The sequence below is a fragment of the Rathayibacter sp. VKM Ac-2805 genome, assembly GCF_009834265.1.
Taxonomy (GTDB): Bacteria; Actinomycetota; Actinomycetes; order Actinomycetales; family Microbacteriaceae; genus Rathayibacter.
In genome coordinates this window covers 1,035,615-1,059,266 of record NZ_CP047185.1, presented here as the reverse complement: position 1 = coordinate 1,059,266, position 23,652 = coordinate 1,035,615, and the positions used below count along the sequence as shown (strand labels likewise).

Below are 23,652 nucleotides of genomic sequence, written 5' to 3'. Positions count from 1 at the left end.
TACGGATCACGCGGCGGGCGCCGGAGACGGGTTCTTCCGAATTCTGACACAGCGCTTCCGCGCCCTCGGCGCCAGGCGCGTCAACCGTGCCACCCGTCGGGGGTGGGCTGCGGCGGAGTCCCTCTCGTGATCACTCCGAGGCCCTCGAGCTCGACCAGGGCGGACTCGACGACCGCCGCCGCATCGACGCCGGCGGGCGGCGGGCCCGCCTCCTCGAGCACTGCGGCGACGAGACCGGGCAGATCGGATCCCTGGCCGGCGTGCCGCCAGATCGTCGGGCCGATGCCGGAGAGGCGCACGAGGGTGCCGCCGCAGAACACGAGCAGCTCGCCGCCGGGGAGCTCCACCGCGTCGTCCGCAGGGGCGCGCAGGACGGTGCCGGGCAGGGCCTCGCCCACGGCGTCGAGCGGCACGGAGACCACCTCGGACCAGGCGGACGGGGCCTCGGCGCCGAGGGACGCGAAGACCTCCTCGACCAGGTGCACCACGCTCGCGGCCTCGGAGTAGACCAGTCGCCGGACGCCGCCCCGCGCCGAGAGGGTGCGGACGAGATCGGCGATCGGCCGCGGTCGGGCCGAGAGGTACGAGGTCTGCGGCACCAGATCCTCGATCGCGTCGACCGGGTCGACGTGCTCGAGGAAGGGCGTCCTGACGCCGTCGCGGCGCTCGAGCAGGAGGACGCCCGCCAGACGCAGGGGCGCCTCCGGGACCGGTCGGAGGGCGAGCGACCCGGGGGCCAGCTGCGCCTTCGGCGCCGATCCGGTCAGCGGCTTCACCGACAGCGGCTTGGGATAGGGCAGGACGCGCCCCTCCGGGGTCACGCCGACCGTCTCGTCGGTGACGTAGCCGAAGCGGGACCCGAGCGTCCGGGCGATGGTGGTCTTGCCGGTCCCGGAGGCGGCGACGAAGGCCAGCACGCGGCCGGACTCGTCGGAGATCCCGCAGGCGTGGAGCATCAGCAGGTCGGCGCGCCTGGCGCCGATCGCCTCGAGGGTCAGGGTCGAGGTCAGGGACTCCTCGAGTTGCGCGAGCGTGGCGCTCGAGACCCGGGGCGAGCCGTCGACCGGGACGGAGGGATCGTGCCCCACCTCGGCGAGGACGTCGCGTGCTCCCGCGTCGGGCTCGGACGCGCAGGCGGCCCAGCTGTCGGCGATCCGCGCCGCGTCCTCGTCGCCGACGCCGCGTCCGAAGACCACGCGGAACGGGGTCTCGAGGACCGAGACGGACAGGGTGCGGGGCTCGGCGCCCCTCCCCCCGGCGATCAGTACGCCCCGTCGCGGGCGAGGACGGCGCGCGCGGTCTTGAAGAGGATGACGATGTCGCCGGTCATCGACCAGTTCTCGACGTAGTACAGGTCGAGGCGGACGGTGTCCTCCCACGAGAGGTTCGAGCGTCCGCTGACCTGCCAGAGCCCGGTGATGCCCGGCTTCATCAGGAAGCGGCGGTGCACGTGCTCCTCGTACTGCTCGACCTCGCGGGCCAGCGGCGGGCGGGGGCCGATCAGGGACATGTCGCCGCGGAAGACGTTCAGGAACTGGGGCAGCTCGTCGAGGCTGAAGCGCCGGAGGATCGCACCCACCCGGGTGACGCGCGGGTCCTTCGCCATCTTGAAGAGGATCGAGTTCCCCTCCGCACGCTGCTGCGACGCGAGAGCCGCCAGTCGCGCCTCCGCGTCGACGACCATCGAGCGGAACTTCAGCATCTCGAAGGTCGCGCCGTTCAGGCCGATGCGCTCCTGCCGGAAGAGCACGGGCCCGGGGCTGGTGACCTTGACCAGCACGGCGACGACGACGAGCACCGGCGCGCTGAGGATGATCAGCATGGTCGACGCGAGGATGTCGAAGAGCCGCTTGGCGAACCGCTGGCGGCCGTCGAAGCGCGGGGTCTCGACGTGGATCAGCGGAAGGCCCGCGACGGGGCGGGTGTGGATGCGCGGACCGCCGATGTCGGTGAGGCTCGGCGCCACGACGAGGTGCTCGCGCCCGGGCTCGAGCGTCCAGCTCAGCTCGCGGATCCGCTGCGGCGCCAGCTCGTCGGAGCTCGTGACGACCACCGTGTCGGCGCCGGTGGCGTCCATCACGGCGCGGACGCCGTCGATCCCGGTGAACCCGTGGACCGCGAGGCCCGAGAGCTCCTGCTCGCTCCGCAGCGCGTCCGCACCGCCGACCGAGGTCGAGACGGCGCCGACGAGCTTGTAGCCGGCCTCGGTGCCGCGACGCAGCTCGCGCGCGGTGTGCAGGACGCTCGCGCGGGAGCCGAGGAGCACGACCTGGCTCGAGAAGCGGCCCGCCCGGCGCTGCCGGGTGAGCCAGGAGCGCCAGACCAGGCGGCCGACGCAGATCAGCACGATCCCGGCGGGGAACGCCGTGATGATGTAGCCGCGCGCGAGCAGGATCTGGAGCAGGTAGGCGATGATCGCGACGATGCCGAAGAGCCAGATGGAGGCGTCGACGACGCGGCGGTACTCGACGTAGCCGGTGCCGACGATCCGGCGGTCGCGCGTGTCGAAGACCTGGAGGGCGAGGAGCCAGCCGACCGACAGGGCGACGGACACCCAGGTGTAGCTGACCGCGATGTCGGCGGGGTTCTTGAACCCCAGATCCGAGTTCAGGTTCAGGTCGAACCAGAAGAGCTGCGTGCCGAAGACGGAGAGGACGATCGCGACGACGTCCGTGATGAGCAGCCGTCGCCGGTAGTCCTGCTCCCACGACGGCCGACGCCTCAGCGGTGCCCCTTGCGCCGTCATCGTTTCCCCCGACCTTTCCTGCTGCTTCGAAAGGCGTAATTCCGTTTCCGGTGTTGTCACGTCGTCAGGCTACCCACTTCCTCGTTTCGGAGGGGTGTCGCACCGGTGAGGAACGCTCGACCGGTCAGCCGCGGAGCCGGCCGCGGCTCTCCTGGAGGTAGCACGCGCCGCACAGCGACTCGTAGGTGACCGCCGTTCCGTCGATCGCGACCTGATCGCCGTCGAAGACGAAGCGGCCGTCCACGACGCGCCCGTTGAAGATCGCTTTGCGCCCGCACCGGCAGATCGTCTTCAGCTCCTCGAGGCTGTGGGCGATCTCCAGGAGCCGCCTGCTGCCCGGGAACGCGGCGGTGCGGAAGTCCGTGCGGATGCCGTACGCCAGGACGGGCACGTTCTCGAGGATGGCGATCCGGAGCAGATCGTCGACGTGCGACTCCGGCAGGAACTGCGCCTCGTCGACGAGCAGAGCGCTCACGTCGCGCTTCGACTCGGCCAGGACGCGGGCCCGGGCCGCGGTGAAGACGGCCACCGGGTCCCCGTCGGGCTCGAACAGGATGTCCACCGGACGGGTCACGCCGAGCCGCGACACGATCAGCTCCTCGCCCTTCGTGTCGACGGCCGGCTTGGCCAGCAGCACCCGGTGCCCGCGCTCCTCGTAGTTGTGCGCGGCCTGCAGGAGCGACGTGCTCTTCCCGCTGTTCATCGCTCCGTAGCGGAAGTACAGCTTGGCCATCAGGTCTCCTCGGGGCGGGTCCGGAGGCGGGGCCCCCGGGGTGAGCAGGGGCCGGTCACGGGAGGAACCCGTCCTCGCCGGCGCGGCGGATCAGATCGGCCCGGCGGCTCGCGGGCCTGCCGACGGCGACGTACTTGCGGCGCACGCGCTGCAGGTAGGTCTTCGCGGTCTCGAACTGCACGTTCATCTTGGCGGCGACCTCGGGGGTGCTCGATCCGGACGCGTAGAGGCGCAGCGCCTCCAGCTCGCCGGCGCTGAGCCGTGGGCGCTGCTGCGCCGCGACTCCGGACGGCAGGGGCCGCCACTGCGCGGACGAGACGTCGGCCGAGCGCATCTCGAGAGCGGCGCGGGTCTGCTCCATCACCTCGGCGAGCGGGCGCGACTTCGCCAGGTGCCGCACCGCTCCGGCCTTCAGGGCGCGCTCGCGGACCTCGTCGTCCTCGCTCGCGGAGAGCGCCACGACCGCGGCTCCGGCCGCCCGGCAGGTCCGGATCCGCGCCTCGATCGAGATCGGCTCGCGCAGCTCGACGTCCATCACGACCACCTGGGTGGGGAAGACATCGCTCGTCACCAGGTCGTGCCAGGTGGAGGCGGCCACGACGACCTCGAAGTCCGGGGCGTGGGTGCGGATCCACGCGCTCGTCGCCGCGAGCAGGTCCTCGCGCGGGTCGAGCAGGCCGAGCCGGACCGCACGGGGTGCCGCGTCGCGGGCGCTCCGGGCGGAGGAGCCCGAGGGCTCACCGGAGCGGGTGACCATGCGGACGATCCTAGCCGCGGCCGGGCCCGCCCCCGGCTCAGAACAGCGTCGGCTGCCCGACGCCGGGCAGGATCGCGGCGCGCTCCGGCCCGAGCTCCCCGACCAGCAGCCCGTCGTGCTGGAGGGAGCGCCGCTCGCCGCCGAGGGTCCGCAGCGTCCCGAGCGAATTCAGGGCGGAGGACTTGACGGAGCCGGTGGCCGGGTCCTCCTCGCCGCGCTCGAGCCCGTGCGCGCGCATCAGCGGGCGGATGCGCGCGGAGAGCCAGCGCCGGTACTCGAGAGGCGCGTAGGCGTCGCGGCCCGGGTAGAGCGCTCGGTACTTGTCGACCAGCTCGGGGTGCTCCTGCCCGAGCCACTGCAGGAACCACTCCTTCACCCCGGGCTTGAGATAGAGGGTCGAGTACATGATCGTGCTGGCGCCCGCCTCGCGGCAGGCCCGGAGCGACTCGTCGAGGTGCGCCCGTGTGTCGGTGAGGAACGGCAGGATCGGCATCAGGAACACCGAGCAGTCGAAGCCGGCCTCCCGTGCCGCGGTGACCGTCGCCAGCCTCGCCGCCGCGGTCGGCGCACCCGGCTCGACGGAGCGCTGGAGGCCCTCGTCGTAGACGGCGATCGACACTCCGAGGTCGACCGGGACGTGCTCGGCGGCCTCGCGGAGCAGCGGCAGGTCTCGCCGCAGCAGCGAGCCCTTCGTGAGGATCGAGATCGGGGTGCCCGAGGCGGCGAGCGCGGCGATGATGCCCGGCATCAGCCGGTAGCGGCCCTCGGCGCGCTGGTACGGATCGGTGTTGGTGCCGAGTGCCACGGGGTGCCGCTCCCAGCTCGGCTTCGCGAGCTCCCGGGTGAGGACCTCGGCGACGTTCACCTTCACGACGATCTGCGAGTCGAAGTCGCGGCCGCCGTCGAACTCGAGGTACTCGTGCGTGGGCCGGGCGAAGCAGTAGGTGCAGGCGTGGGTGCAGCCGCGCATCGGGTTGATGCTCCAGCCGAACGGCATCTTCGAGGAGGTGTGCACGCGGTTGAGCGCCGACTTCGCGAGCACCTCGTAGAAGGTGATGCCCTCGAACTCCGGCGTGCGCACCGTCCGCACCAGGTCGGTGAGCTTGACGAGCCCGGGCAGCGCGGCCTCGTCGGCCGTGCCGATCGACTGCCCGCTCCACCTCATGGGGCCATTAGAACATACGTTCGAGCGGGTCGCAGCCGATCAGACCGAGGCGGACAGCTCCAGCGTCTCAGCGGTCGCGGTGACCGTCTGCTCGGCCTTCTCGGGCGCGTCGTTCAGCGTCGAGCCGTAGCTCGGCACCATCGCGCGGATCCGCGGCTCCCAGGCCTTCATCCGGTCGGGGAAGCACTTCTGCACGATGTCGAGCATGATCGGCACGGCGGTCGAGGCTCCGGGCGAGGCGCCGAGCAGGCCGGCGATCGTGCCGTCCCCTCCGGTGATGACCTCGGTGCCGAACTGCAGCACGCCGCCCTTCTTCTCGTCCTTCTTCATCACCTGAACGCGCTGGCCGGCCGTGATCAGGTACCAGTCCTCGTCGCGGGCGGTGGGCAGGAACTCGCGCAGGGCCTTCATCTTCTTGCCACGGCCGGCGAGCACCTCGCCGATCAGGTACTTCATCAGGTCGAGGTTGTCGCGGGCGACCGCGAGCATCGGGCCGATGTTGTGCGGCCGGATCGACAGGGGCAGGTCGAGCCACGAGCCCCGCTTCAGGAACTTGGGCGTGAAGCCCGCGTAGGGGCCGAAGAGGAGGGACGACTCGCCGTCGACGACGCGCGCATCGAGGTGCGGCACCGACATCGGGGGCGCGCCGACCGCGGCCTTGCCGTAGACCTTCGCCTTGTGCCGGGCGACCAGCTCGGGGTTGTCGGTGCGGAGGAACTGGCCCGAGATCGGGAAGCCTCCGAAGCCCTTGATCTCGGGGATGCCCGACTTCTGCAGGAGGTGCAGCGCACCGCCGCCGGCGCCGACGAAGACGAAGCGGGCGGTCACCGACTGGGGCGTGCCTCCGACGACCTGCTTGAGGTCGAGGCGCCAGGTGCCGTCCTTCTGCCGGGTGATGTCGGTGACCTCGCGGCCGGTGTCGAGCGTGCCGCCGTGGGCGACGACGTGGTCGAACAGCTGGTGGGTCAGCGAGCCGAAGTCGACGTCGGTGCCGGCCGGCATGCGCGTCGCCGCGTAGGGGCCGCCGCCGGCGGGACGCTGCTCCATCAGCAGGGGCGCCCACTCGTGGATGGTCTTGACGCTCTCGGTGAACTCGATGCCGGCGAACAGCGGCTGGTCCTTGAGCGCCTCGTAGCGCTTCCGGAGGTACTCGACGTTGGCCTCGCCGTGCACGAAGGTCATGTGCGGCGCCGGGTTGATGAAGCTGGAGGGCTCGCGGATGTCGCCGGACTCCACCAGGCTCGACCAGAACTGGCGCGAGATCTGGAACTGCTCGTTGATCTGGATCGCCTTGGCCGGGTCGACGGAGCCGTCGGCCGCCTCGGGCATGTAGTTCAGCTCGCAGAGGGCCGCGTGACCGGTGCCCGCGTTGTTCCACGGGTTCGACGACTCCTGCGCCACGTCGCCGAGGCGCTCGTAGGCGGCGATCGTCCAGTCGGGCTGCAGCTGGGTGATGAGGGCGCCGAGCGTGGCGCTCATGATGCCCCCACCGATGAGGGCGACGTCGACCGGTTCCGAGGAGTTCACGAGAGTCGAGTTTACGCTCGCCCGAGCACGCCGCGGCGGGGAGGGGCCCCGCTCCCCCATCAAATTCGCGGCTTTTCCACCCGGAAGGGGCCGGAGCGCTCGGCGCCGGCCCCGTCCACGGAGGTCAGGAGACGGGCTGCTTCGCCGCGATGAGCTCGGCGATCTGCACGGCGTTCAGGGCCGCGCCCTTGCGGAGGTTGTCGTTGCTGATGAAGAGCGCGAGGCCGCGTCCCTCCGGAGCGCCCTCGTCGGCGCGGATGCGGCCGACGAAGCTCGGGTCCTTGCCCGCGGCCTCCAGCGGAGTCGGCACCTCGCGCAGCACGACGCCGGGCGCGTCGGCCAGCAGCTCGCGAGCACGCTCGGGGCTGAGGGCGGAGGCGAATTCTGCGTTGACGGAGAGCGAGTGGCCGGTGAACACGGGGACGCGCACGCAGGTGCCCGAGACCAGCAGCTCCGGGAGCTCGAGGATGCGGCGGCTCTCGTTGCGGAGCTTCTTCTCCTCGTCGGTCTCGTTCGAGCCGTCCTCGACCAGGCTCCCCGCGAAGGGGATGACGTCGAAGGCGATCGGGGCGACGTACTTGTCCGGCGCGGGGAAGTCGACCGCCGAGCCGTCGTGCACCAGGTCGAGCAGGTGCTCGTCGGCGACGGCGGCGCGGACCTGGCCGGCCAGCTCGTTCGCTCCGGCCAGTCCGCTGCCGGACACGGCCTGGTAGGTGCTGACGATCAGGCGCGTGAGCCCCGCCTCGCGGTCGAGGACCTTGAGGATCGGCATCGCGGCCATCGTGGTGCAGTTGGGGTTGGCGATGATGCCCTTGACCGCCTGGTCGATGGCGTGGGGGTTCACCTCGCTGACGACCAGCGGGACCTCGGGGTCCATCCGCCAGGCGCTGGAGTTGTCGATCACGGTGACGCCGACCGCGGCGAAGCGGGGCGCCTGCGCGCGCGAGCCCGTGGCTCCGGCCGAGAACAGGGCGATGTCGAGCCCCGACGGATCGGCGGTCTCCACGTCCTCGACCACGACGTCCTCGCCGCGGAACGGCAGCGTCGTGCCCGCCGAGCGGGCGGTGGCGAAGAAGCGGATGGACGCGATCGGGAAGTCGCGCTCCTCGAGGAGGCGGCGCATCACCTTCCCGACCTGGCCGGTCGCGCCGACGACGCCCACGTGGAGGGGGGTGCTGCTCATGCTGTGCTCTTTCGTCCGTGCGGCGCGCGGGCCGCTCGTGGCGGGGGGATCGAGGGAGAGGGTACCGGTCGGTCCGGCCGCTCGGGAGGAACGGCCGGATCGCGAGGGTGTCCGGCCGTCAGCGGCCGGTGCCGGCGTAGACGACGGCCTCGTCCTCGGCGTCGAGCCCGAAGGCCGTGTGCACGACGCGCAGGGCCTCGTTCACGGTGTCGGCGCGGGTGACGACCGAGATGCGGATCTCGCTCGTGGAGATCATCTCGATGTTGATCCCGGCCTCGTAGAGGGAGCGGAACAGCTTCGCGGAGACGCCGGCGTTGGTGCGCATCCCGGCGCCCACGAGCGCGAGCTTGGCGATCTGGTCGTCGTACTGCAGGGACTCGAAGCCGACCTCGTCCTTCTCGGCGTTGAGAGCCATGAGGACCGTCTGGCCGTCGGCCTTGGGCAGGGTGAACGAGATGTCGGTGCGGGCGGTGGCCGCAGCCGACACGTTCTGCACGATCATGTCGATGTTGGAGCCGGTCTTGGCCACGATCGTGAAGATCTGCGCGGCCTTGCCCGGGATGTCGGGGACTCCGACGACGGTGATCTTCGCCTCGTTCAGGTCGGCGGCGACTCCGGCGATGATGGGCTCTTCCACGGCTTGTCCGTTCTGCTCGGCGCCGGCGGTCTCGGCGTTGTAGACGATGGTGCCCTCGTTGGGGCTGAAGGAGGAGCGCACGTGGAGCGTGACTCCGTGGCGGCGGGCGAACTCGACGGCGCGGATGTGCAGCACCTTCGCGCCCGCGGCGGCCAGCTCGAGCATCTCCTCGCTGGTGATGCGGTCGAGCTTGCGGGCCTTCTTGACGACCCGCGGGTCGGCGGTGAAGACGCCGTCGACGTCGGTGTAGATCTCGCAGGTGTCGGCGCCGAGTCCCGCGGCGAGCGCGACGGCGGTGGTGTCGGAGCCGCCGCGGCCGAGGGTGGTGATGTCCTTCGTGTCGCGGTTGAAGCCCTGGAAGCCCGCGACGATGACGACGGCGTTCTCGTCGAGCGCCTCGCGGAGGCGGACCGGGGTGATGTCGACGATGCGGGCGGCGCCGTGCTGCGCGTCCGTGATCATGCCGGCCTGGCTGCCGGTGAAGGAGCGGGCCTCGAAGCCCATGCTCTTGATCGCCATCGCCAGCAGCGCCATCGAGATGCGCTCGCCCGAGGAGAGCAGCATGTCGAGCTCGCGGGGGGCGGGGATGGGAGTGACCTGGTGGGCGAGCTCGAGCAGGTCGTCGGTGGTGTCGCCCATGGCCGAGACGGCGACGACCACGTCGTTGCCCGCCTGCTTGGTGGCGACGATCCGCTTCGCGACCCGCTTGATGCTCTCCGCGTCTGCGACGGAGGACCCGCCGAACTTCTGGACGATCAGGCTCACGTGCTGCTCCCGTGTCGGTGGCTGGACCGCCGTCGCGACCCGACGGGCGAGTCTACCGGTCGACCGCATGCCGGAGCGGTCATGCGACTCCGGCGGCCGCGTCAGTTCTCGACGAGCCGGCGGCCCTCGAAGGCGCGGCCGAGGGTGATCTCGTCGGCGTACTCGAGGTCTCCGCCGACGGGCAGCCCGGAGGCCAGACGGGTGATGCGGATGCCGAGGGTGCTGAGCATGCGCGAGAGATAGGTCGCCGTCGCCTCGCCCTCGAGGTTCGGGTCGGTCGCGATGATGACCTCCTGCACCTCGCCGTCCGCGAGCCGCTGCAGCAGCTGGCGGATGCGGAGCTGATCCGGGCCGATGCCGTCGATCGGGCTGATCGCGCCGCCGAGCACGTGGTAGAGCCCGCGGAACTCGCGGGTGCGCTCGATCGCCGGGACGTCCTTCGCCTCCTCCACGACGCAGATGACGGCGCGGCTGCGGCGCGGATCGCGGCAGATCCCGCAGGTCGCCTCCTCCGCCACGTTCCCGCAGATGTCGCAGAAGTGCACGCGGCCGCGCAGCTCGAGCAGGATCTCGGCGAGCCGGGTGACGTCGAACGTCTCGGTCTGCAGGATGTGGAACGCGATGCGCTGGGCGGACTTCGGGCCGATGCCGGGGAGCCGGCCGAGCTCGTCGATCAGCTCCTGGACGATGCCTTCGTACATGCGGTCGCCTCCTCTCGGGTGGGGCGGACGGGGGTGGCGGTGCGGGCGGCGGAGGGGCGGCGGGGTCTCACGCGCCGGTCACGCGGGGGCCGCGCGGCGTGTGGGGCTGCTCCTCGATGAACTGGGCGCCGAGGATCTCGCGGACGACCGCCTCGCCGTAGCGCTGACGGCCGTCGGCGGTCGCCGAGCGGGTCGTGCGGGTGACCGGGCGCGCGGCGGGAGCCGGACGCTCGGCGACGGGGGCGGGCCGCGGCGGGGCGGCGGGCTCGGGCGCGGCGGCAGGCTCGCCGGGAGGTGCGACGGTCGCCCAGGAGTCGGGCATCGGCGGCTCGACCGGCGGCATGTCCTCCTCCGGCGGCTCCTCGTCGAACGGGGGCTCGTCGCCGGCGGGAGCGGCTTCAGCGGCGGCGAGGGGGGCGGCGCGCACCGGCTCGGCGGCCGCAGCGGGGGCCTCCACCGGAGCGGAGGGAGCAGCCGCCTCGGCCGCAGGGGTCGGATCGGCGGGGATCGCCACCGTGGCCCAGCCGTCGGAGCCGGTCACGGCCGGGATCGGCGCAGCCGGGGCGGGCGCGGCGGTCGCCTCGACGGCGGCGCGCTCGGCCTCCGGGGCGGCGGCGCGAGGCTCGACGCGGGCGATGTACTTCACCCGCAGGCCGAGGACCTGCTGGATCGCCTGACGCAGGTACTCGCTGACTCCGGGCTGCCCGGCGGTTCCCGGCATCTTGAACGACTCGACGTCGTTCTGGCTCGGGAACGAGAGGGTCAGCACGTCGTCCTTGAGGGCGCGCACCTGGGCGGTGTAGGCCACCAGCCAGGCGGTCATCTTCGCCTTCTGCACGACCTCGAGGATCTCGGGCCAGGTGTCCTTCATCCGCTGGAGGGTGACCGCGCCGTCGGCGGAGGCGTCGCCCGCGGCCGCAGCGTGTGCGGAGGCAGCGGGCGCCGAGGCTGGGGCCGCCTCAGGGGACGCAGCGGCCTGATCCGACGGCTCCTGCCCGACCGGCTCCGGACGAGCCGCCGCGGCGGCCGTCGCGCGGGGGCGTCCTGACTCGGCCGGCGCGGACTCGTCCGCCTCCGGGGCGGCCGCCGTCTCGTCGGGCGCCTTCACCGGCGGCGCAGCGACCGGTGCGGACGCCGTCACCGGCGCCTCGGTGCGCGGAGCGGCCGCGATGGACTCGGGCACCGAGCCGGGAGCGGCGGCGTGCGAGGCGTGGTGGGGCTCGGGCGCACGGGACGGCTCGGACGCGCGCGACGCCTCGGACGACCGCGGAGCGGGCGCCGCGGTCTCGCGCGGCGGGGCCACGTGCCGCGGGCGCTCCTCCTGGGCCGCAGCGGGCGCGATGCCGGCGCCGGTGCCGTGCACCAGGGTGCGGGCGATCATCAGCTCGAGGTGCAGGCGCGGCGAGGTCGCACCGGTCATCTCGGTGAGGGCCTCGTTGACCACGTCGGCGATGCGCGAGAGCTCGGCCAGGCCGAGCGCGCGCGACTGGCCGGCCATGCGGTCGAGCTCGTCCTGCGAGACGCCGCGGAGGACGGCCGAGGCCGCTCCCCCGGTCGCCGCGACGACGATCAGGTCGCGGAGCTTCTCGAGCAGGTCCTCGACGAAGCGGCGCGGGTCCTGCCCCGTCTGGATGACGCGGTCGACCGCTCCGAACGCCTCGGCGGAGTCGTGCTCGGCGAGCGCGTCGACCACCTCGTCGAGCAGGGCGCCGTGGGTGTAGCCGAGGAGGGCGACGGCCCGCTCGTACTCGACGGTCTCGGCCTCGGAGCCGGCCATCAGCTGGTCGAGCAGGGAGAGCGTGTCGCGGACGGACCCGCCGCCCGCGCGGACCACGAGCGGCAGCACGCCGGCCGCCACGTGCACGCCCTCGCGCTCGCAGAGCTCCTGCGTGTAGTCGAGCATCTGCGCCGGCGGGACGAGCCGGAACGGGTAGTGGTGCGTGCGCGAGCGGATCGTGCCGATGACCTTGTCCGGCTCCGTGGTCGCGAAGATGAACTTCACGTGCTCCGGCGGCTCCTCCACGATCTTGAGCAGCGCGTTGAAGCCCTGCGGCGTGACCATGTGCGCCTCGTCGAGGATGAAGATCTTGAAGCGGTCGCGCGCCGGGGCGAAGATGGCGCGCTCGCGCAGATCGCGCGCGTCGTCGACTCCGTTGTGGCTCGCCGCGTCGATCTCGACCACGTCGAGCGAGCCCTGGCCCTCGCGGCTGAGCTCGACGCAGCTGTCGCAGACGCCGCAGGGGGTGTCGGTCGGGCCCGTCGCGCAGTTGAGGCAGCGGGCGAGGATGCGCGCCGAGGTGGTCTTGCCGCAGCCGCGGGGGCCGCTGAAGAGGTAGGCGTGGTTGACGCGGTTGGTGCGGAGCGCCGTCATGAGCGGATCCGTCACCTGGGACTGGCCGATCATCTCGGCGAACGTCTCGGGCCGGTACCGGCGATACAGGGCTGCTACCACCCGACCAGAGTAGCCGCGACCTCCGACACCGGAGCCGGGACGGCGGAGACCGGAGCGCGCGTAGCCTCGGTCCCGTGCTCCCGCCGCCTCCGCTCCCCCGCTTCGACGCGGTCGTGCTCGCCGGCGGACGCGCCTCCCGCCTCGGCGGCGCGGTCAAGCCGCTCCTCCGGCACCGCGAGTCGACGCTCCTCGGCACCGCCCTCGCAGCCGTGCGCGGAGCCGAGCGGAGGGTCGTGGCCGGACCGTCGTCGCTCGCACAGGCCGTCGACGGCGCCGAGCTCGTCCAGGAGGATCCGCCGTTCGGCGGCCCGGTCGCGGGCCTGGCCGCCGCGCTGCTCCTGCTCGACCGCCCGGGCGCTCCGGACTGGGTCGTCGTTCTCGCCGCCGATCTCGTCGCCCCCGCTCCCGCCGTGCACACGCTGCTCGAGGTCGCATCGAGCGCCGTCGAGGCCTCCCTCCTGGCCGTCGACGCGAGCGGCCGAGCCCAGCAGCTCCTCGGCGTGCACCGGCGAGCGGCCCTCGTCGAAGCGCTCACCGCGCTCGGCGATCCCGACGGCGCCTCGGTGCGCGCCCTCCTCCGGGACCTTCCCCCGCGGCTCGTGACGGTGCCCGGAGGGACGACCGACGACGTCGACGCGCCCGCCGACGCGCTCCGGCACGGGATCGACCTGCCGGGCCCGCGCGGCGCAGACTGAGCGGATGGACGACACGACCGGCCCCCGCCCCTCCGCCTCCGACGGCGCCCGCCCCACGGAGGAGGTGCTCGCCGGCTGGTGGGCCGAGCTGTGCTCCGCGCTCGGCCTCGGCGAGGTCCCGGTGGACCCGGACGCCCTGCTCGCCCTCGCCGGTCGCGCGGCGCACGGAGTGGTCCGGCCGGCGGCTCCGCTGACCACGTTCCTCGCGGGCTACGCGGCGGGCCTGGCCGGGGGCGGCCGGGACGCGCTCGACGCCGCGCTCACGGCCTCGCACCGGGCGGTGGACGAGCGTACGCACGCCTCCTGAGACGCTACTCCACCGGCCTCGATCCGGCACCAGGCCGACGCCGTACGGTTCCCCCGAGTCCCGGTGCCGCGGCTCGGACCGAGAGCGGCGCAGGACTCCCGCGGCCGACTGCGCCGCGGTCGTCCATCTGAAGGAGCCCCGCATGTCAGGCAACAGAGCCGTCGCCTACAAGTCCCCCGGAGTCGTCGAGGTCATCGACATCGACTACCCCACCTTCGAGCTGAAGGACGGACCCGGCGTCAATCCGGCGAACATCGGGCGGAAGCTGCCGCACGGCGCCATCCTCCGCACCGTCTCCACCAACATCTGCGGCTCGGACCAGCACATGGTCCGCGGCCGCACCACCGCTCCGTCGGACCTCGTGCTCGGCCACGAGATCACCGGCGAGGTCGTGGAGGTCGGCCCCGACGTCGAGTTCGTCAAGGTCGGCGACATCGTGTCCGTGCCGTTCAACATCGCCTGCGGCCGCTGCCGCAACTGCAAGGAGCGCAAGACCGGCATCTGCCTCAACGTGAATCCGGACCGCCCGGGCAGCGCGTACGGCTACGTCGACATGGGCGGCTGGGTCGGCGGGCAGGCCGAGTACGTGATGGTCCCCTACGCCGACTGGAACCTCCTGGTGTTCCCGGACCGCGATCAGGCGCTCGAGAAGATCCTCGATCTGACGATGCTCTCGGACATCTTCCCGACGGGCTTCCACGGCGCGGTGACCGCCGGGGTCGGCGTCGGCTCCACGGTCTACGTCGCAGGAGCGGGACCGGTCGGACTCGCCGCGGCGGTCGGAGCGCAGCTGCTCGGAGCGGCCGTCGTGATCGTCGCGGACCTCAACGAGGAGCGTCTGGCGCAGGCGCGCTCCTTCGGCTGCGAGACGGTCGACGTCTCGAAGGGCGATCCGGCCGGCCAGATCGAGCAGATCCTCGGCGTGCCCGAGGTCGACTGCGGAGTGGACGCCGTCGGCTTCGAGGCGCACGGCAACGGCGCCGACTCGGGGAAGGAGGCGCCGGCGACGGTGCTGAACTCGCTGATGTCGATCACCGCGGCGGGCGGCGCCCTCGGCATCCCGGGCCTCTACGTCACGGGCGACCCGGGCGGAGTCGACGAGGCGGCCCAGGAGGGCTCGCTGTCGATCCGCCTCGGGCTCGGCTGGGCGAAGTCGCTGTCCTTCACCACGGGCCAGTGCCCGGTCATGAAGTACAACCGGCAGCTGATGATGGCGATCCTGCACGACCGGGTCCACATCGCCGACGCGGTCCAGGCCACCGCGATCAGCCTGGACGACGCTCCCCGCGGCTACGCCGACTTCGACAAGGGCGCCGCGAAGAAGTTCGTGCTGAACCCGAACGGCTACCTGGGATGACCGACGGGGCGGGTCCTGCCCAGGGCCCGCCCCGAGCCCCGGGAGAATGGACGGGATGAGCGCGCACGGGCACGAGGCGACCGACTGGGACGAGGCCAGGCGGATCGTCGGCGAAGCGGTGGCGCGCTCCGGCGTCTCGAGCGTCCCCCTCCTCGACGCCCGCGGAGCCGTCCTCGACCGCGCCGTCGCCGCCGCCCGGCCGCTCCCCCACTACGACTCCTCGGCCATGGACGGCTGGGCCGTGCGCGGACCCGGGCCCTGGCCGCTCGAGGACGGCATCGCCGCGCCGATCGTCACCGGAGCCGCCGTCCCCGACTGGAGCGACGCGGTGCTGCCGTCCGAGCAGGGCGCAGTCCGCGACGACCTGCTCACGGCGCGGGCGCCCCTCCCGCCCGGCCGCCACGTCCGGCGCGCGGGCGACGAGGCCGCCCGCGGGGCCGTGCTGGTCGGCGCCGGGACCCGCCTCACTCCCGCGCACCTCGCCCTGCTCGCGGTCGCCGGGATCGACGCGCTCGACGTCCGCCCGCCCGCCGCGGTCGACCTGCTCCTCACGGGAGACGAGGTCGACACCGAGGGGATGCCGCCCGCCGGACGGGTGCGCGACGCGTTCACGCCGCTGCTGCCCGCGCTGGTCGAGCTCTCGGGCGGAGCCGTGGGAGAGGTCGTGCGCCGCGGCGACGACGAGGAGGCGATCGCACGGACGCTGCTGGCGGGCACGGCGCCGATCCTCCTCACGACGGGCGGGACCGGGCGCTCCCGGGTGGACGCGGTCCGTCGCGCCCTCGATGCGGTGGGCGCGCGCGTCCTCGTCGACGGCGTCGGAATGCGCCCCGGCCACCCGACCATGGCTGCGCTGCTGCCGGGAGGGACGCTGGTGATCGCGCTGCCGGGCAACCCGCTCGCCGCCCTGCTCGCGGCGGTATCCTTCCTGCCGCCGGCCCTCGACGCGGCGTCCGGCGCCGCTGCCCGGCCCCTCGGCCGGGGCGTCCTCGCCGAGCCGCTCGGGCGCGCGGGGACCACGGTGCTCGTGCCCGTCTCCTCCGGCGAGGACGGCTGGCGGGCCTCCGCCGGCATCCGCTCGCACATGCTCACCGGTCTCGCCGCCTCGGAGGCCGTGGCCGTCGTGCCCGCACCGGGAGCGGCAGCGGGCGACTCGGTGCGCCTGCTGCCGCTGCCCTGGTGAGGCCTACGCCGCCGGTTCGAGGCGGATCACGACCGACTTCGAGGTCGGCGTGTTGCTGATCTTCGCGGTCGAGTCCAGCGGCACGAGGACGTTCGTCTCGGGGTAGTAGGCGGCCGCGCAGCCGCGGGGCGTGTCGTACGCCACGACGCGGAACGCCTCCGCCCGCCGCTCGACGCCGTCGGGCCACTCCGAGACCAGGTCGACCATCGCGCCGTCCGCGAAGCCCAGCTCGGCGACGTCGTCGGCGTGGACGAACACCACCCGGCGGCCGTCGTGGATCCCGCGGTAGCGGTCGTCCTTGCCGTAGATCGTGGTGTTGAACTGGTCGTGCGAGCGCAGCGTCTGCAGCAGCAGCCTGCCCTCCGGCACCCGCGGGTACTCGAGCGGATTCGCGGTGAAGCGGGCCAGACCGGAGGGCGTGTCGAAGCGGCGCGCGTCGCGCGGCGGGTGCGGGAGGACGAAGCCGCCGGGCACGTCGATCCGGGCCTCGAAGCCGTCGAAACCGGGGACGACGTTGGCGATGTGCGAGCGGATGCGGCGGTAGTCGTCGCGCAGTCCCGCCCAGTCGACCCGGGGGACGTTCTCGCGGCCCTCGAGCAGCCGCTCCGCGATCCCCGTGAGGATCGCCACCTCCGAGCGCAGGCCCGGGCTCGGCGGGCGCAGGCGGCCCCGGGAGGCGTGCACGGCGCTCATCGAGTCCTCGACCGTGACCCGCTGCTCGCCCGAGCGCTGCACGTCGGAGTCGGTGCGGCCGAGGGTGGGCAGGATCAGCGCGCGCCGGCCGGTGACCACGTGCGAGCGGTTGAGCTTGGTCGAGACGTGGACGGTGAGGGCGAGCGAGCGCATCGCCGCCTCCGTCACTCCGCTGTCGGGCGTCGCCCGGGCGAAGTTGCCGCCGAGCCCCATGAACACGCGGGCCTTCCCGTCGCGCATCGCCCGGATCGCGGCGACCGTGTCCGTCCCGTGCACGCGCGGGGAGGAGAAGGAGAACTCGCGGTCGAGCGCGTCGTGGAAGGAGTCCGGCATCCGCTCGAAGATGCCCATCGTGCGGTCGCCCTGCACGTTCGAGTGGCCGCGCACCGGGCAGACGCCCGCGCCGGGCTTGCCGATGTTGCCGGTGAGCAGGAGCACGTTGACGACGTCCTTGAGCGTCGCGACCGAGTGCGCGTGCTGCGTGAGGCCCATCGCCCAGCAGACGACGGTGCCCTCGGACGCCGCGATCAGCTCGGCGACGGTGCGGATGCGCGTCTCGTCGATCCCGCTCGCCCGCTCGATCTCGTCCCACTGGACCTCCCGCAGCCCGTGGAGGTACTCGGCGAGGCCGCCGGTGCTCTCGCGGATGAAGGCGTGGTCGAAGACGTCGCCGCGCGCCTCCTCCGCCTCGAGCAGCGCCTTGCCCAGACCCTGGAACAGGGCCTGGTCGCCGCCCAGCCGGACCTGGAGGAAGTGGTCGGCGAGGGCCGTGCCGTCGCCCAGGGTGCCGCGGACGGTCTGCGGGTTCTGGAAGCGGAGCAGCCCCGCCTCCGGCAGCGGATTCACGGCCACGATGGTGCCGCCGGCGCGCTTGGCGCGCTCCAGCGCGGTCAGCATCCGCGGGTGGTTCGTTCCGGGGTTCTGGCCGGCGACGATGATCAGCGGAGCCCGCTCCACGTCGCGCAGGCTCACCGAGCCCTTGCCGATCCCGATCGTCTCGGTGAGGGCGGATCCGCTGGACTCGTGGCACATGTTCGAGCAGTCGGGCAGGTTGTTCGTGCCGAAGCCGCGGACCATCAGCTGGTAGACGAAGGCCGACTCGTTCGAGGTCCGGCCGGACGTGTAGAAGATCGCCTCGTCGGGGCTCGCGCAGGCGCGCAGCTCCTCGGCCACGAGGTCGAGCGCCTCGTCCCAGCCCACGGGCCGGTAGTGCGTCGCGCCCTCCTCGAGCAGCATCGGCTCCGTGAGCCGGCCCTGCTGGCCGAGCGCGAAGTCGTCCCACTCCTCCAGCTCCGCGACGGGGTGCGCGGCGAAGAACGCCGATGTGACGGTGCGGAGCGTGGCCTCCTCGGCGACCGCCTTCGCTCCGTTCTCGCAGAACTCGGCGACGTGGCGCTTGTCGCCCTCCGGCCAGGCGCAGCCCGGGCAGTCGAATCCGGTCTTCTGGTTCACCCGCAGGAGCGTCTCGGCGCTGCGCACCGGGCCCATCTGCTTGAGCGAGATCTCGAGGGCGTGGGCGACGCCGGGGATCCCGACGGCGCGTCTCTTCGGCGACCGGACGGAGAGGCGGCTCTCGTCGATCGGACTCTCGCGGGGCTCGGCGTCATCGACCATTCCTGCATCGTACGTCCGCATCCCGGCATCGCTCCCGGTTCCCGGTGGGAGGATGACCTCCACCGCCTGAGGAGACCCATGAGCCGCAGTGTCGCCCGCACCCGCCTGACCGCCGTCCGCGCCGGCGATCCGCCCCGACGCCGCGAGGACGTCCTGGCCGTCGAGGAGCCGCTCGAGATCCGCGTCGGCGGACGGCGCTTCAGCGTGACCATGCGCACGCCCGGCGACGACTTCGACCTGGTCGCGGGATTCCTGGTGTCCGAGGGGGTGCTCACCGAGTCGGAGCAGCTGGCGGCGATGCGCTACTGCGCGAGCGGCTCCGGTCCGGGCGAGAACACGTACAACGTGGTCGACGCGAGCGTCCGCGGCGGGCGGGAGGCCGTGCTGCTCGAGCGCGAGCGGTCGGTCTACACGACGAGCTCGTGCGGAGTGTGCGGGCTCGCGTCGCTCGAGGCGGTCGCCACCGACTCGGCGTGGAGCGTCGCGGAGGACGACCTGCGGGTCGAGCGGGAGCTGCTGGTCTCGCTCCCCGATCGGCTCCGCGAGGCGCAGGCGGTGTTCGAGCGGACGGGCGGCGTCCACGCGGCCGGGCTGTTCGACGCGGACGGCTCGCTGCTGGTGCTCCGGGAGGATGTCGGGCGGCACAACGCCGTGGACAAGGTGGTCGGCTGGGGGCTCCGGGAGGGCCGGCTGCCGTTGCGGGGGACGCTGCTGCAGGTGTCGGGGCGCGCCTCGTTCGAGCTGGTGCAGAAGGCCGTGATGGCCGGCATCCCCCTGCTCGCCGCGGTCGGTGCCCCGTCGTCGCTGGCGGTGGACCTGGCTCGCGACTCCGGCCTCACCCTGATCGGCTTCAGCCGCGGCTCCGGCTTCAACCTCTACGCGGGCGACGCGCGGCTGCTGCCCTGAGCCGGGGCTCCACAGCCGGCACCAGCCGATGGAGCAGCCCGCACAGCGGCCGCATCGAGATCTCCTCCCTCGCGCTCGGTGGGACTCGATACGCCGCGTCCCGCGGCTACTCGACCAGGAGCAGGGCCCGAGTAGTCGGAAGAGGGCCGCGACCCGGAATCGCGTGCGAGCGATTCAGGGCAGCCCGACGCTCCACGCTCTGCGGAACGCAACCCCTGAGAGGCCGACCGCGGTCGTGCAGCGGGCCACCGCTGCAGGACGAGCGGGCACCGCCGCGTGCGAGCGATTCAGGACAGCCCGACAGGAGCCGCTCCACGGGAGCCGCCACCCCCGGAAGCCGACCGCGAGTCGTGTCGCGGCTGCGCCGCTACACGACCGACAAGGACTGCCGGGCGATCTCCAGCTCCTCGTTCGTGGGGATGACGAGGACGGCGACGCGGGAGTCGTCGGTGGAGATGCGGCGGGCGCCGCGGTCGGAGGACGTGTTGCGCTCGGGGTCGAGCTCGATGCCCAGGCCCTCGAGGCCGCGGAGGGCGCCGGCGCGGACGGCGGCGACATTCTCGCCGACTCCGGCCGTGAACACCACGGCGTCGACGCGGCCCAGCTGGGCGTAGAAGGCGCCGATGTAGTGGCGGAGGCGGTGGTAGTAGACCTCGAGTCCGGCGCGGGCCCGCTCGTCGCCGGCCTCGGCCGCCTCCTGGACGTCGCGCATGTCGCCGCGACCCGTGAGGCCGAGGAGCCCGCTGCGGCGGTTGAGGAGGGTGTCGAGCTCGTCGATCGAGAGGCCCGCCTTGCGGGCGAGGTGGAAGACGACGGCCGGGTCGAGGTCGCCGGAGCGGGTGCCCATCACCAGGCCCTCGAGCGGGGTCATGCCCATCGAGGTCTCGACGGAGACGCCGCCGTCGACGGCGCAGGCGGACGCTCCGTTGCCCAAGTGCAGGACGATCGTCTTCAGGTCGGAGCGGCGGCGGCCGAGGTAGGCGGCGGCGGCCTCCGAGACGAACTTGTGCGAGGTGCCGTGGAAGCCGTAGCGGCGGACGCGGTGCTTCTCGGCGAGCTCGGCGGGCAGCGCGTAGGTCGACGCCTCGGCCGGGATCGTGTGGTGGAAGGCGGTGTCGAAGACGGCGACGTGCGGGACGTCCGGGAAGGCCTTCTGCGCCGCCTCGATGCCCTCGAGGTTGGCGGGGTTGTGCAGCGGGGCGAGGTCGGCGAGGTCCTCGATGTTGATCTTGACCAGGTCGGTGACCACGGTGGGCTCGAAGAAGCGCTTGCCGCCGTGCACGACGCGGTGGCCCACGGCGACGGGAGGGAACTCGTCGAGGCTCGGGCCGTGCTCGCCGAACGCGCGGATCATCGCGTCGAAGCCGGCGGTGTGGTCGGGGATCGGCCCCTCGATCTCGAACGACTCCCCGTCGCGGGTGTGCTTCGTGCGGCCGGTGTCCTCGCCGATCCGCTCGACGAGGCCGCTGGCGAGCGTCTCCTCGGTGGTCATCTCGATGAGCTGGTACTTGAACGACGACGATCCGCTGTTGACGACGAGGACGACGGACATGAGGGGACTCCTGGGGTGATCGGGGTCGGGAGGGGCGGCGGCGGGGTCGCCGCTAGCGCACTACGGGGATGGCGGCGGTGGGCGGGACGATGGCCTGGGTGGCGGCCTGGATGGCCGTGATCGCGACGGTGTTGACGATGTCCTGCACGAGCGCGCCGCGCGAGAGGTCGTTGACCGGCTTGCGCAGACCCTGGAGGACCGGTCCGATGGCGACGGCGCCGGCCGAGCGCTGCACGGCCTTGTAGGTGTTGTTGCCCGTGTTGAGGTCGGGGAAGATGAACACCGTCGCGCGCCCGGCGACCTGGGAGCCGGGCATCTTCGAGGCCGCGACCGCCGCGTCGGCCGCCGCGTCGTACTGGATCGGGCCCTCGACGAGCAGGTCGGGCCGGCGCTCGCGCACCAGAGCCGTCGCCGCGCGGACCTTCTCGACGTCGGCGCCGGCTCCGCTCTCGCCGGTGGAGTAGGAGAGCATCGCGATGCGGGGGTCGATCCCGAACTGCTGGGCGGTCTCGGCGGACGAGATCGCGATGTCGGCGAGCTGCGCCTCGGTGGGGTCGGGGTTCACCGCGCAGTCGCCGTAGACCAGCACGCGGTCGGCGAGCGCCATCAGGAACACGCTCGAGACGACGGAGACGCCCGGGCTCGTCTTGATGATCTCGAAGCCGGGGCGGATGGTGTGCGCGGTCGTGTGCGCGGCTCCCGAGACCATCCCGTCGGCCAGGCCGAGCTGCACCATCATCGTGCCGAAGTAGGAGACGTCCGTGACGGTGTCGTAGGCGTGGTCGTAGGTAATGCCCTTGTGCGCGCGGATGCGGGCGTACTCCTCGGCGAAGCGCGCGCGGTGCTCGGGGTCGAGGGTGCTCAGCACGCGCGCGCCGTCGAGGTCGAGGCCGAGGCCCGCCGCACGGGCGCGGATCTCGGCCTCCTCGCCGAGGATCGTGAGCCGGGCGATGCCGCGCTTGAGCACGGTCGCGGCGGCACGGAGGATCCGGTCGTCGCCGCCCTCGGGCAGGACGATGTGGCGGTCGGCGATGCGCGCGCGCTCGATCAGCCCGTACTCGAACATCAGCGGCGTGACGACCTCGGACCGGCCGACGTCGAGGAGGGTGAGCAGCTCGACCGCGTCGACCGCCTCCTGGAAGAGGGCGAGGGAGGTGTCGCGCTTGCGCGGGGAGTCGGCCGCCAGGCGGCCGCGGGCCGCGGTGACGCGGACGGCGGTGTCGTAGGTGCCGAGCTCGGTCATCACGATCGGCACGCGGCTGTCGACGCCCTCGATCAGCCGGACGATCGGCTCCGGCAGCTCGAAGCCGCCGTTGAGGATGATGCCGGTGACGGTGGGGAACGTGCCGGAGGCGTACGCCATGATCACGGCGAGGACGACCTCGGGCCGGTCGCCGGGGACGATCACGACGCCGCCCTCGGTGAGCCGCGGCAGGACGTTCACCATGGACATGCCGGCGATCACCACGCCGAGCGCCTCGCGGCCGAGCAGCTCCGGATCGCCCGCGACGACGACGCCGTCGACCGCCTCGACGAGGCGGGACAGGCTCGGAGCGACGAGGAACGGATCCTCGCGGATCGCCCAGACCGGGACGGTGGCGGGGATGCTCTCGCGGATCGCGGCGACGGCGTCGGCGGCGGTGTCGGGATCGGCGCGGTTCGCGATCACTCCGATGAGGCTCGCGTGGGCCGTGCGCAGCTCGACCGAGGCGAGCTCCGTGATCTGGCGCATCTCCTCCGGCGTGCGCGCGGGAGCCTGGCCCAGCTGCTCGCTGCGGGACGAGTCCCGGCCGGTGAGGACGAGCAGGACCGGGGCACCGAGGTTGGCGGCGATGCGGGCGTTGTAGCCGAGCTCGGTGGGGCTGCCGACGTCCGTGTAGTCGGAGCCGAGGATGACGACGGCGTCGCACCGGGCCTCGACGCCCTTGTACCGCTCGACGATCCGCGAGAGCGCCGCCTCGCCGTCGGCGTGGACGTCCTCGTAGGTGACGCCGATGCAGTCCTCGTAGGCGAGGCCCGAGTCGGAGTGGCCGAGCAGCATCTCGAGCACGTAGTCCGGCTCGGAGGTGGAGCGGGCGATCGGGCGGAAGACGCCGACCCGCTGCACCTGGCTGCTGAGCGCATCGAGGACGCCGAGGGCGACCGTGGACTTGCCCGAATGACCTTCGGCGGACGAGATGTAGATGCTCTGAACCATCGGATCCAGCCTACCGAGGGGGTCCCTCCGCCTGGCTGAGTAGAGGCCAGGGATGGGAGGGCGTGCATGGCGCGCGGCTGTGGAGGAGCGTCCGCAGTCGGTAGGGCCTCGTAGCGGCTGTGCGGCGGTCCATCGGCGGAGCAGGCGGGCCGGTTAACGGAAGAAGACCCCCCGCGCACCCGCCAGAGCCCGGTTACCCTTGCTGCGTTTCCGCCCTGGGGGAGTTGGCCTGGATGGCGCCACGCGGGGAGCCGGGTGACAGTCTAACCGACGACGGCGGCCGAGGAGAGCGGGGCGTGTCGGGGTCGTGGTCAGCGGGAGCCTCCGACACCGGCTAGTATCGATGAGTCGCGGCTCAGGTCGTGCCAGGAGGATTCGCCTAGTGGCCTATGGCGCACGCTTGGAAAGCGTGTTGGGTGAAAGCCCTCGGGGGTTCGAATCCCCCATCCTCCGCGAACGGTGTCCGTTGCTCTCGCCAGCAC

At 72.7% G+C, this 23,652-nt stretch carries 18 protein-coding genes, 1 tRNA gene and 1 other RNA gene; 6 read left to right on the top strand and 14 right to left on the bottom strand.

Going from position 1 to position 23,652, the window contains the following annotated elements; genetic code table 11:
- Window positions 1-80: 80 nt before the first annotated feature.
- The 10 genes from GSU40_RS04890 to GSU40_RS04845 all read right to left on the bottom strand — a co-directional run bounded on the left by GSU40_RS04890 (window position 81) and on the right by GSU40_RS04845 (window position 12,666).
- Window positions 81-1,196: a hypothetical protein gene (locus GSU40_RS04890; RefSeq protein ID WP_160033912.1), complete on the bottom strand. Its 1,116-nt coding sequence runs from the start codon at window positions 1,194-1,196 to the stop codon at window positions 81-83.
- Window positions 1,197-1,261: 65 nt separating this feature from the next.
- Window positions 1,262-2,746 carry a sugar transferase gene (locus GSU40_RS04885; protein WP_104222171.1) on the bottom strand — a complete coding sequence of 495 codons (1,485 nt, stop codon included), beginning with the start codon at window positions 2,744-2,746 and terminating at the stop codon, window positions 1,262-1,264.
- Between the two features lie 124 nt (window positions 2,747-2,870).
- The gene (locus GSU40_RS04880) at window positions 2,871-3,479 is read right to left on the bottom strand and encodes a thymidine kinase (RefSeq protein ID WP_104227256.1); all 609 of its coding nucleotides are present in this window, start codon (window positions 3,477-3,479) and stop codon (window positions 2,871-2,873) included.
- A 55-nt stretch (window positions 3,480-3,534) separates the two neighbouring features.
- The gene (locus tag GSU40_RS04875) at window positions 3,535-4,236 is read right to left on the bottom strand and encodes a response regulator transcription factor (RefSeq protein WP_104237728.1); all 702 of its coding nucleotides are present in this window, start codon (window positions 4,234-4,236) and stop codon (window positions 3,535-3,537) included.
- A 37-nt stretch (window positions 4,237-4,273) separates the two neighbouring features.
- Window positions 4,274-5,401 carry an Rv2578c family radical SAM protein gene (locus GSU40_RS04870; protein ID WP_104222165.1) on the bottom strand — a complete coding sequence of 376 codons (1,128 nt, stop codon included), beginning with the start codon at window positions 5,399-5,401 and terminating at the stop codon, window positions 4,274-4,276.
- Between the two features lie 39 nt (window positions 5,402-5,440).
- The gene (locus GSU40_RS04865; RefSeq protein ID WP_104237729.1) at window positions 5,441-6,988 is read right to left on the bottom strand and encodes a malate:quinone oxidoreductase; all 1,548 of its coding nucleotides are present in this window, start codon (window positions 6,986-6,988) and stop codon (window positions 5,441-5,443) included.
- Between the two features lie 64 nt (window positions 6,989-7,052).
- A complete protein-coding gene (locus GSU40_RS04860; RefSeq protein ID WP_160033910.1) occupies window positions 7,053-8,111 on the bottom strand; it encodes an aspartate-semialdehyde dehydrogenase in 1,059 nt (352 codons plus the stop codon).
- 118 nt (window positions 8,112-8,229) lie between these two features.
- Entirely contained in the window at window positions 8,230-9,513 is a 1,284-nt protein-coding gene (locus GSU40_RS04855; RefSeq protein WP_104222160.1) for an aspartate kinase, read from the bottom strand.
- 101 nt (window positions 9,514-9,614) lie between these two features.
- On the bottom strand, window positions 9,615-10,214 hold the full coding sequence (gene recR / locus GSU40_RS04850) for a recombination mediator RecR (protein WP_104222157.1): 600 nt from the start codon (window positions 10,212-10,214) through the stop codon (window positions 9,615-9,617).
- Between the two features lie 67 nt (window positions 10,215-10,281).
- Window positions 10,282-12,666: a DNA polymerase III subunit gamma and tau gene (locus GSU40_RS04845; RefSeq protein WP_160033908.1), complete on the bottom strand. Its 2,385-nt coding sequence runs from the start codon at window positions 12,664-12,666 to the stop codon at window positions 10,282-10,284.
- 74 nt (window positions 12,667-12,740) lie between these two features.
- Here GSU40_RS04845 and GSU40_RS04840 point away from each other — a divergent pair, with 74 nt between their 5' ends.
- From GSU40_RS04840 to GSU40_RS04825, 4 genes are all read left to right on the top strand, one after another.
- Window positions 12,741-13,361, top strand: coding sequence for an NTP transferase domain-containing protein (locus GSU40_RS04840; protein WP_244229598.1), 621 nt, complete (start codon window positions 12,741-12,743; stop codon window positions 13,359-13,361).
- Between the two features lie 4 nt (window positions 13,362-13,365).
- Window positions 13,366-13,668: a DUF6457 domain-containing protein gene (locus tag GSU40_RS04835; protein WP_219827812.1), complete on the top strand. Its 303-nt coding sequence runs from the start codon at window positions 13,366-13,368 to the stop codon at window positions 13,666-13,668.
- 142 nt (window positions 13,669-13,810) lie between these two features.
- On the top strand, window positions 13,811-15,025 hold the full coding sequence (fdhA, locus tag GSU40_RS04830) for a formaldehyde dehydrogenase, glutathione-independent (protein ID WP_104225123.1): 1,215 nt from the start codon (window positions 13,811-13,813) through the stop codon (window positions 15,023-15,025).
- Window positions 15,026-15,080: 55 nt separating this feature from the next.
- Window positions 15,081-16,208, top strand: coding sequence for a molybdopterin molybdotransferase MoeA (locus GSU40_RS04825; RefSeq protein ID WP_160033906.1), 1,128 nt, complete (start codon window positions 15,081-15,083; stop codon window positions 16,206-16,208).
- 3 nt (window positions 16,209-16,211) lie between these two features.
- On the opposite strand, the gene GSU40_RS04820 is transcribed toward GSU40_RS04825, so the two are convergent.
- Window positions 16,212-18,515, bottom strand: a complete 2,304-nt coding sequence (locus GSU40_RS04820) for an FdhF/YdeP family oxidoreductase (RefSeq protein ID WP_104314594.1) — start codon at window positions 18,513-18,515, stop codon at window positions 16,212-16,214.
- A 78-nt stretch (window positions 18,516-18,593) separates the two neighbouring features.
- On the opposite strand from GSU40_RS04820, the gene fdhD reads away from it, so the two are divergent.
- The gene (gene fdhD, locus GSU40_RS04815) at window positions 18,594-19,421 is read left to right on the top strand and encodes a formate dehydrogenase accessory sulfurtransferase FdhD (protein WP_160033904.1); all 828 of its coding nucleotides are present in this window, start codon (window positions 18,594-18,596) and stop codon (window positions 19,419-19,421) included.
- Window positions 19,422-19,788: 367 nt separating this feature from the next.
- On the opposite strand, the gene GSU40_RS04810 is transcribed toward fdhD, so the two are convergent.
- The 3 genes from GSU40_RS04810 to ffs all read right to left on the bottom strand — a co-directional run bounded on the left by GSU40_RS04810 (window position 19,789) and on the right by ffs (window position 23,426).
- On the bottom strand, window positions 19,789-20,973 hold the full coding sequence (locus GSU40_RS04810) for an acetate kinase (protein ID WP_160033902.1): 1,185 nt from the start codon (window positions 20,971-20,973) through the stop codon (window positions 19,789-19,791).
- Between the two features lie 52 nt (window positions 20,974-21,025).
- Complete coding sequence (pta, locus tag GSU40_RS04805) at window positions 21,026-23,170, bottom strand: phosphate acetyltransferase (RefSeq protein ID WP_104227473.1); 2,145 nt, start codon at window positions 23,168-23,170, stop codon at window positions 21,026-21,028.
- 159 nt (window positions 23,171-23,329) lie between these two features.
- Window positions 23,330-23,426, bottom strand: an RNA gene (gene ffs / locus GSU40_RS04800) — signal recognition particle sRNA small type.
- A gap of 112 nt (window positions 23,427-23,538) precedes the next feature.
- On the opposite strand from ffs, the gene GSU40_RS04795 reads away from it, so the two are divergent.
- Window positions 23,539-23,623, top strand: a tRNA-Ser gene (locus GSU40_RS04795).
- Window positions 23,624-23,652: the final 29 nt, after the last annotated feature.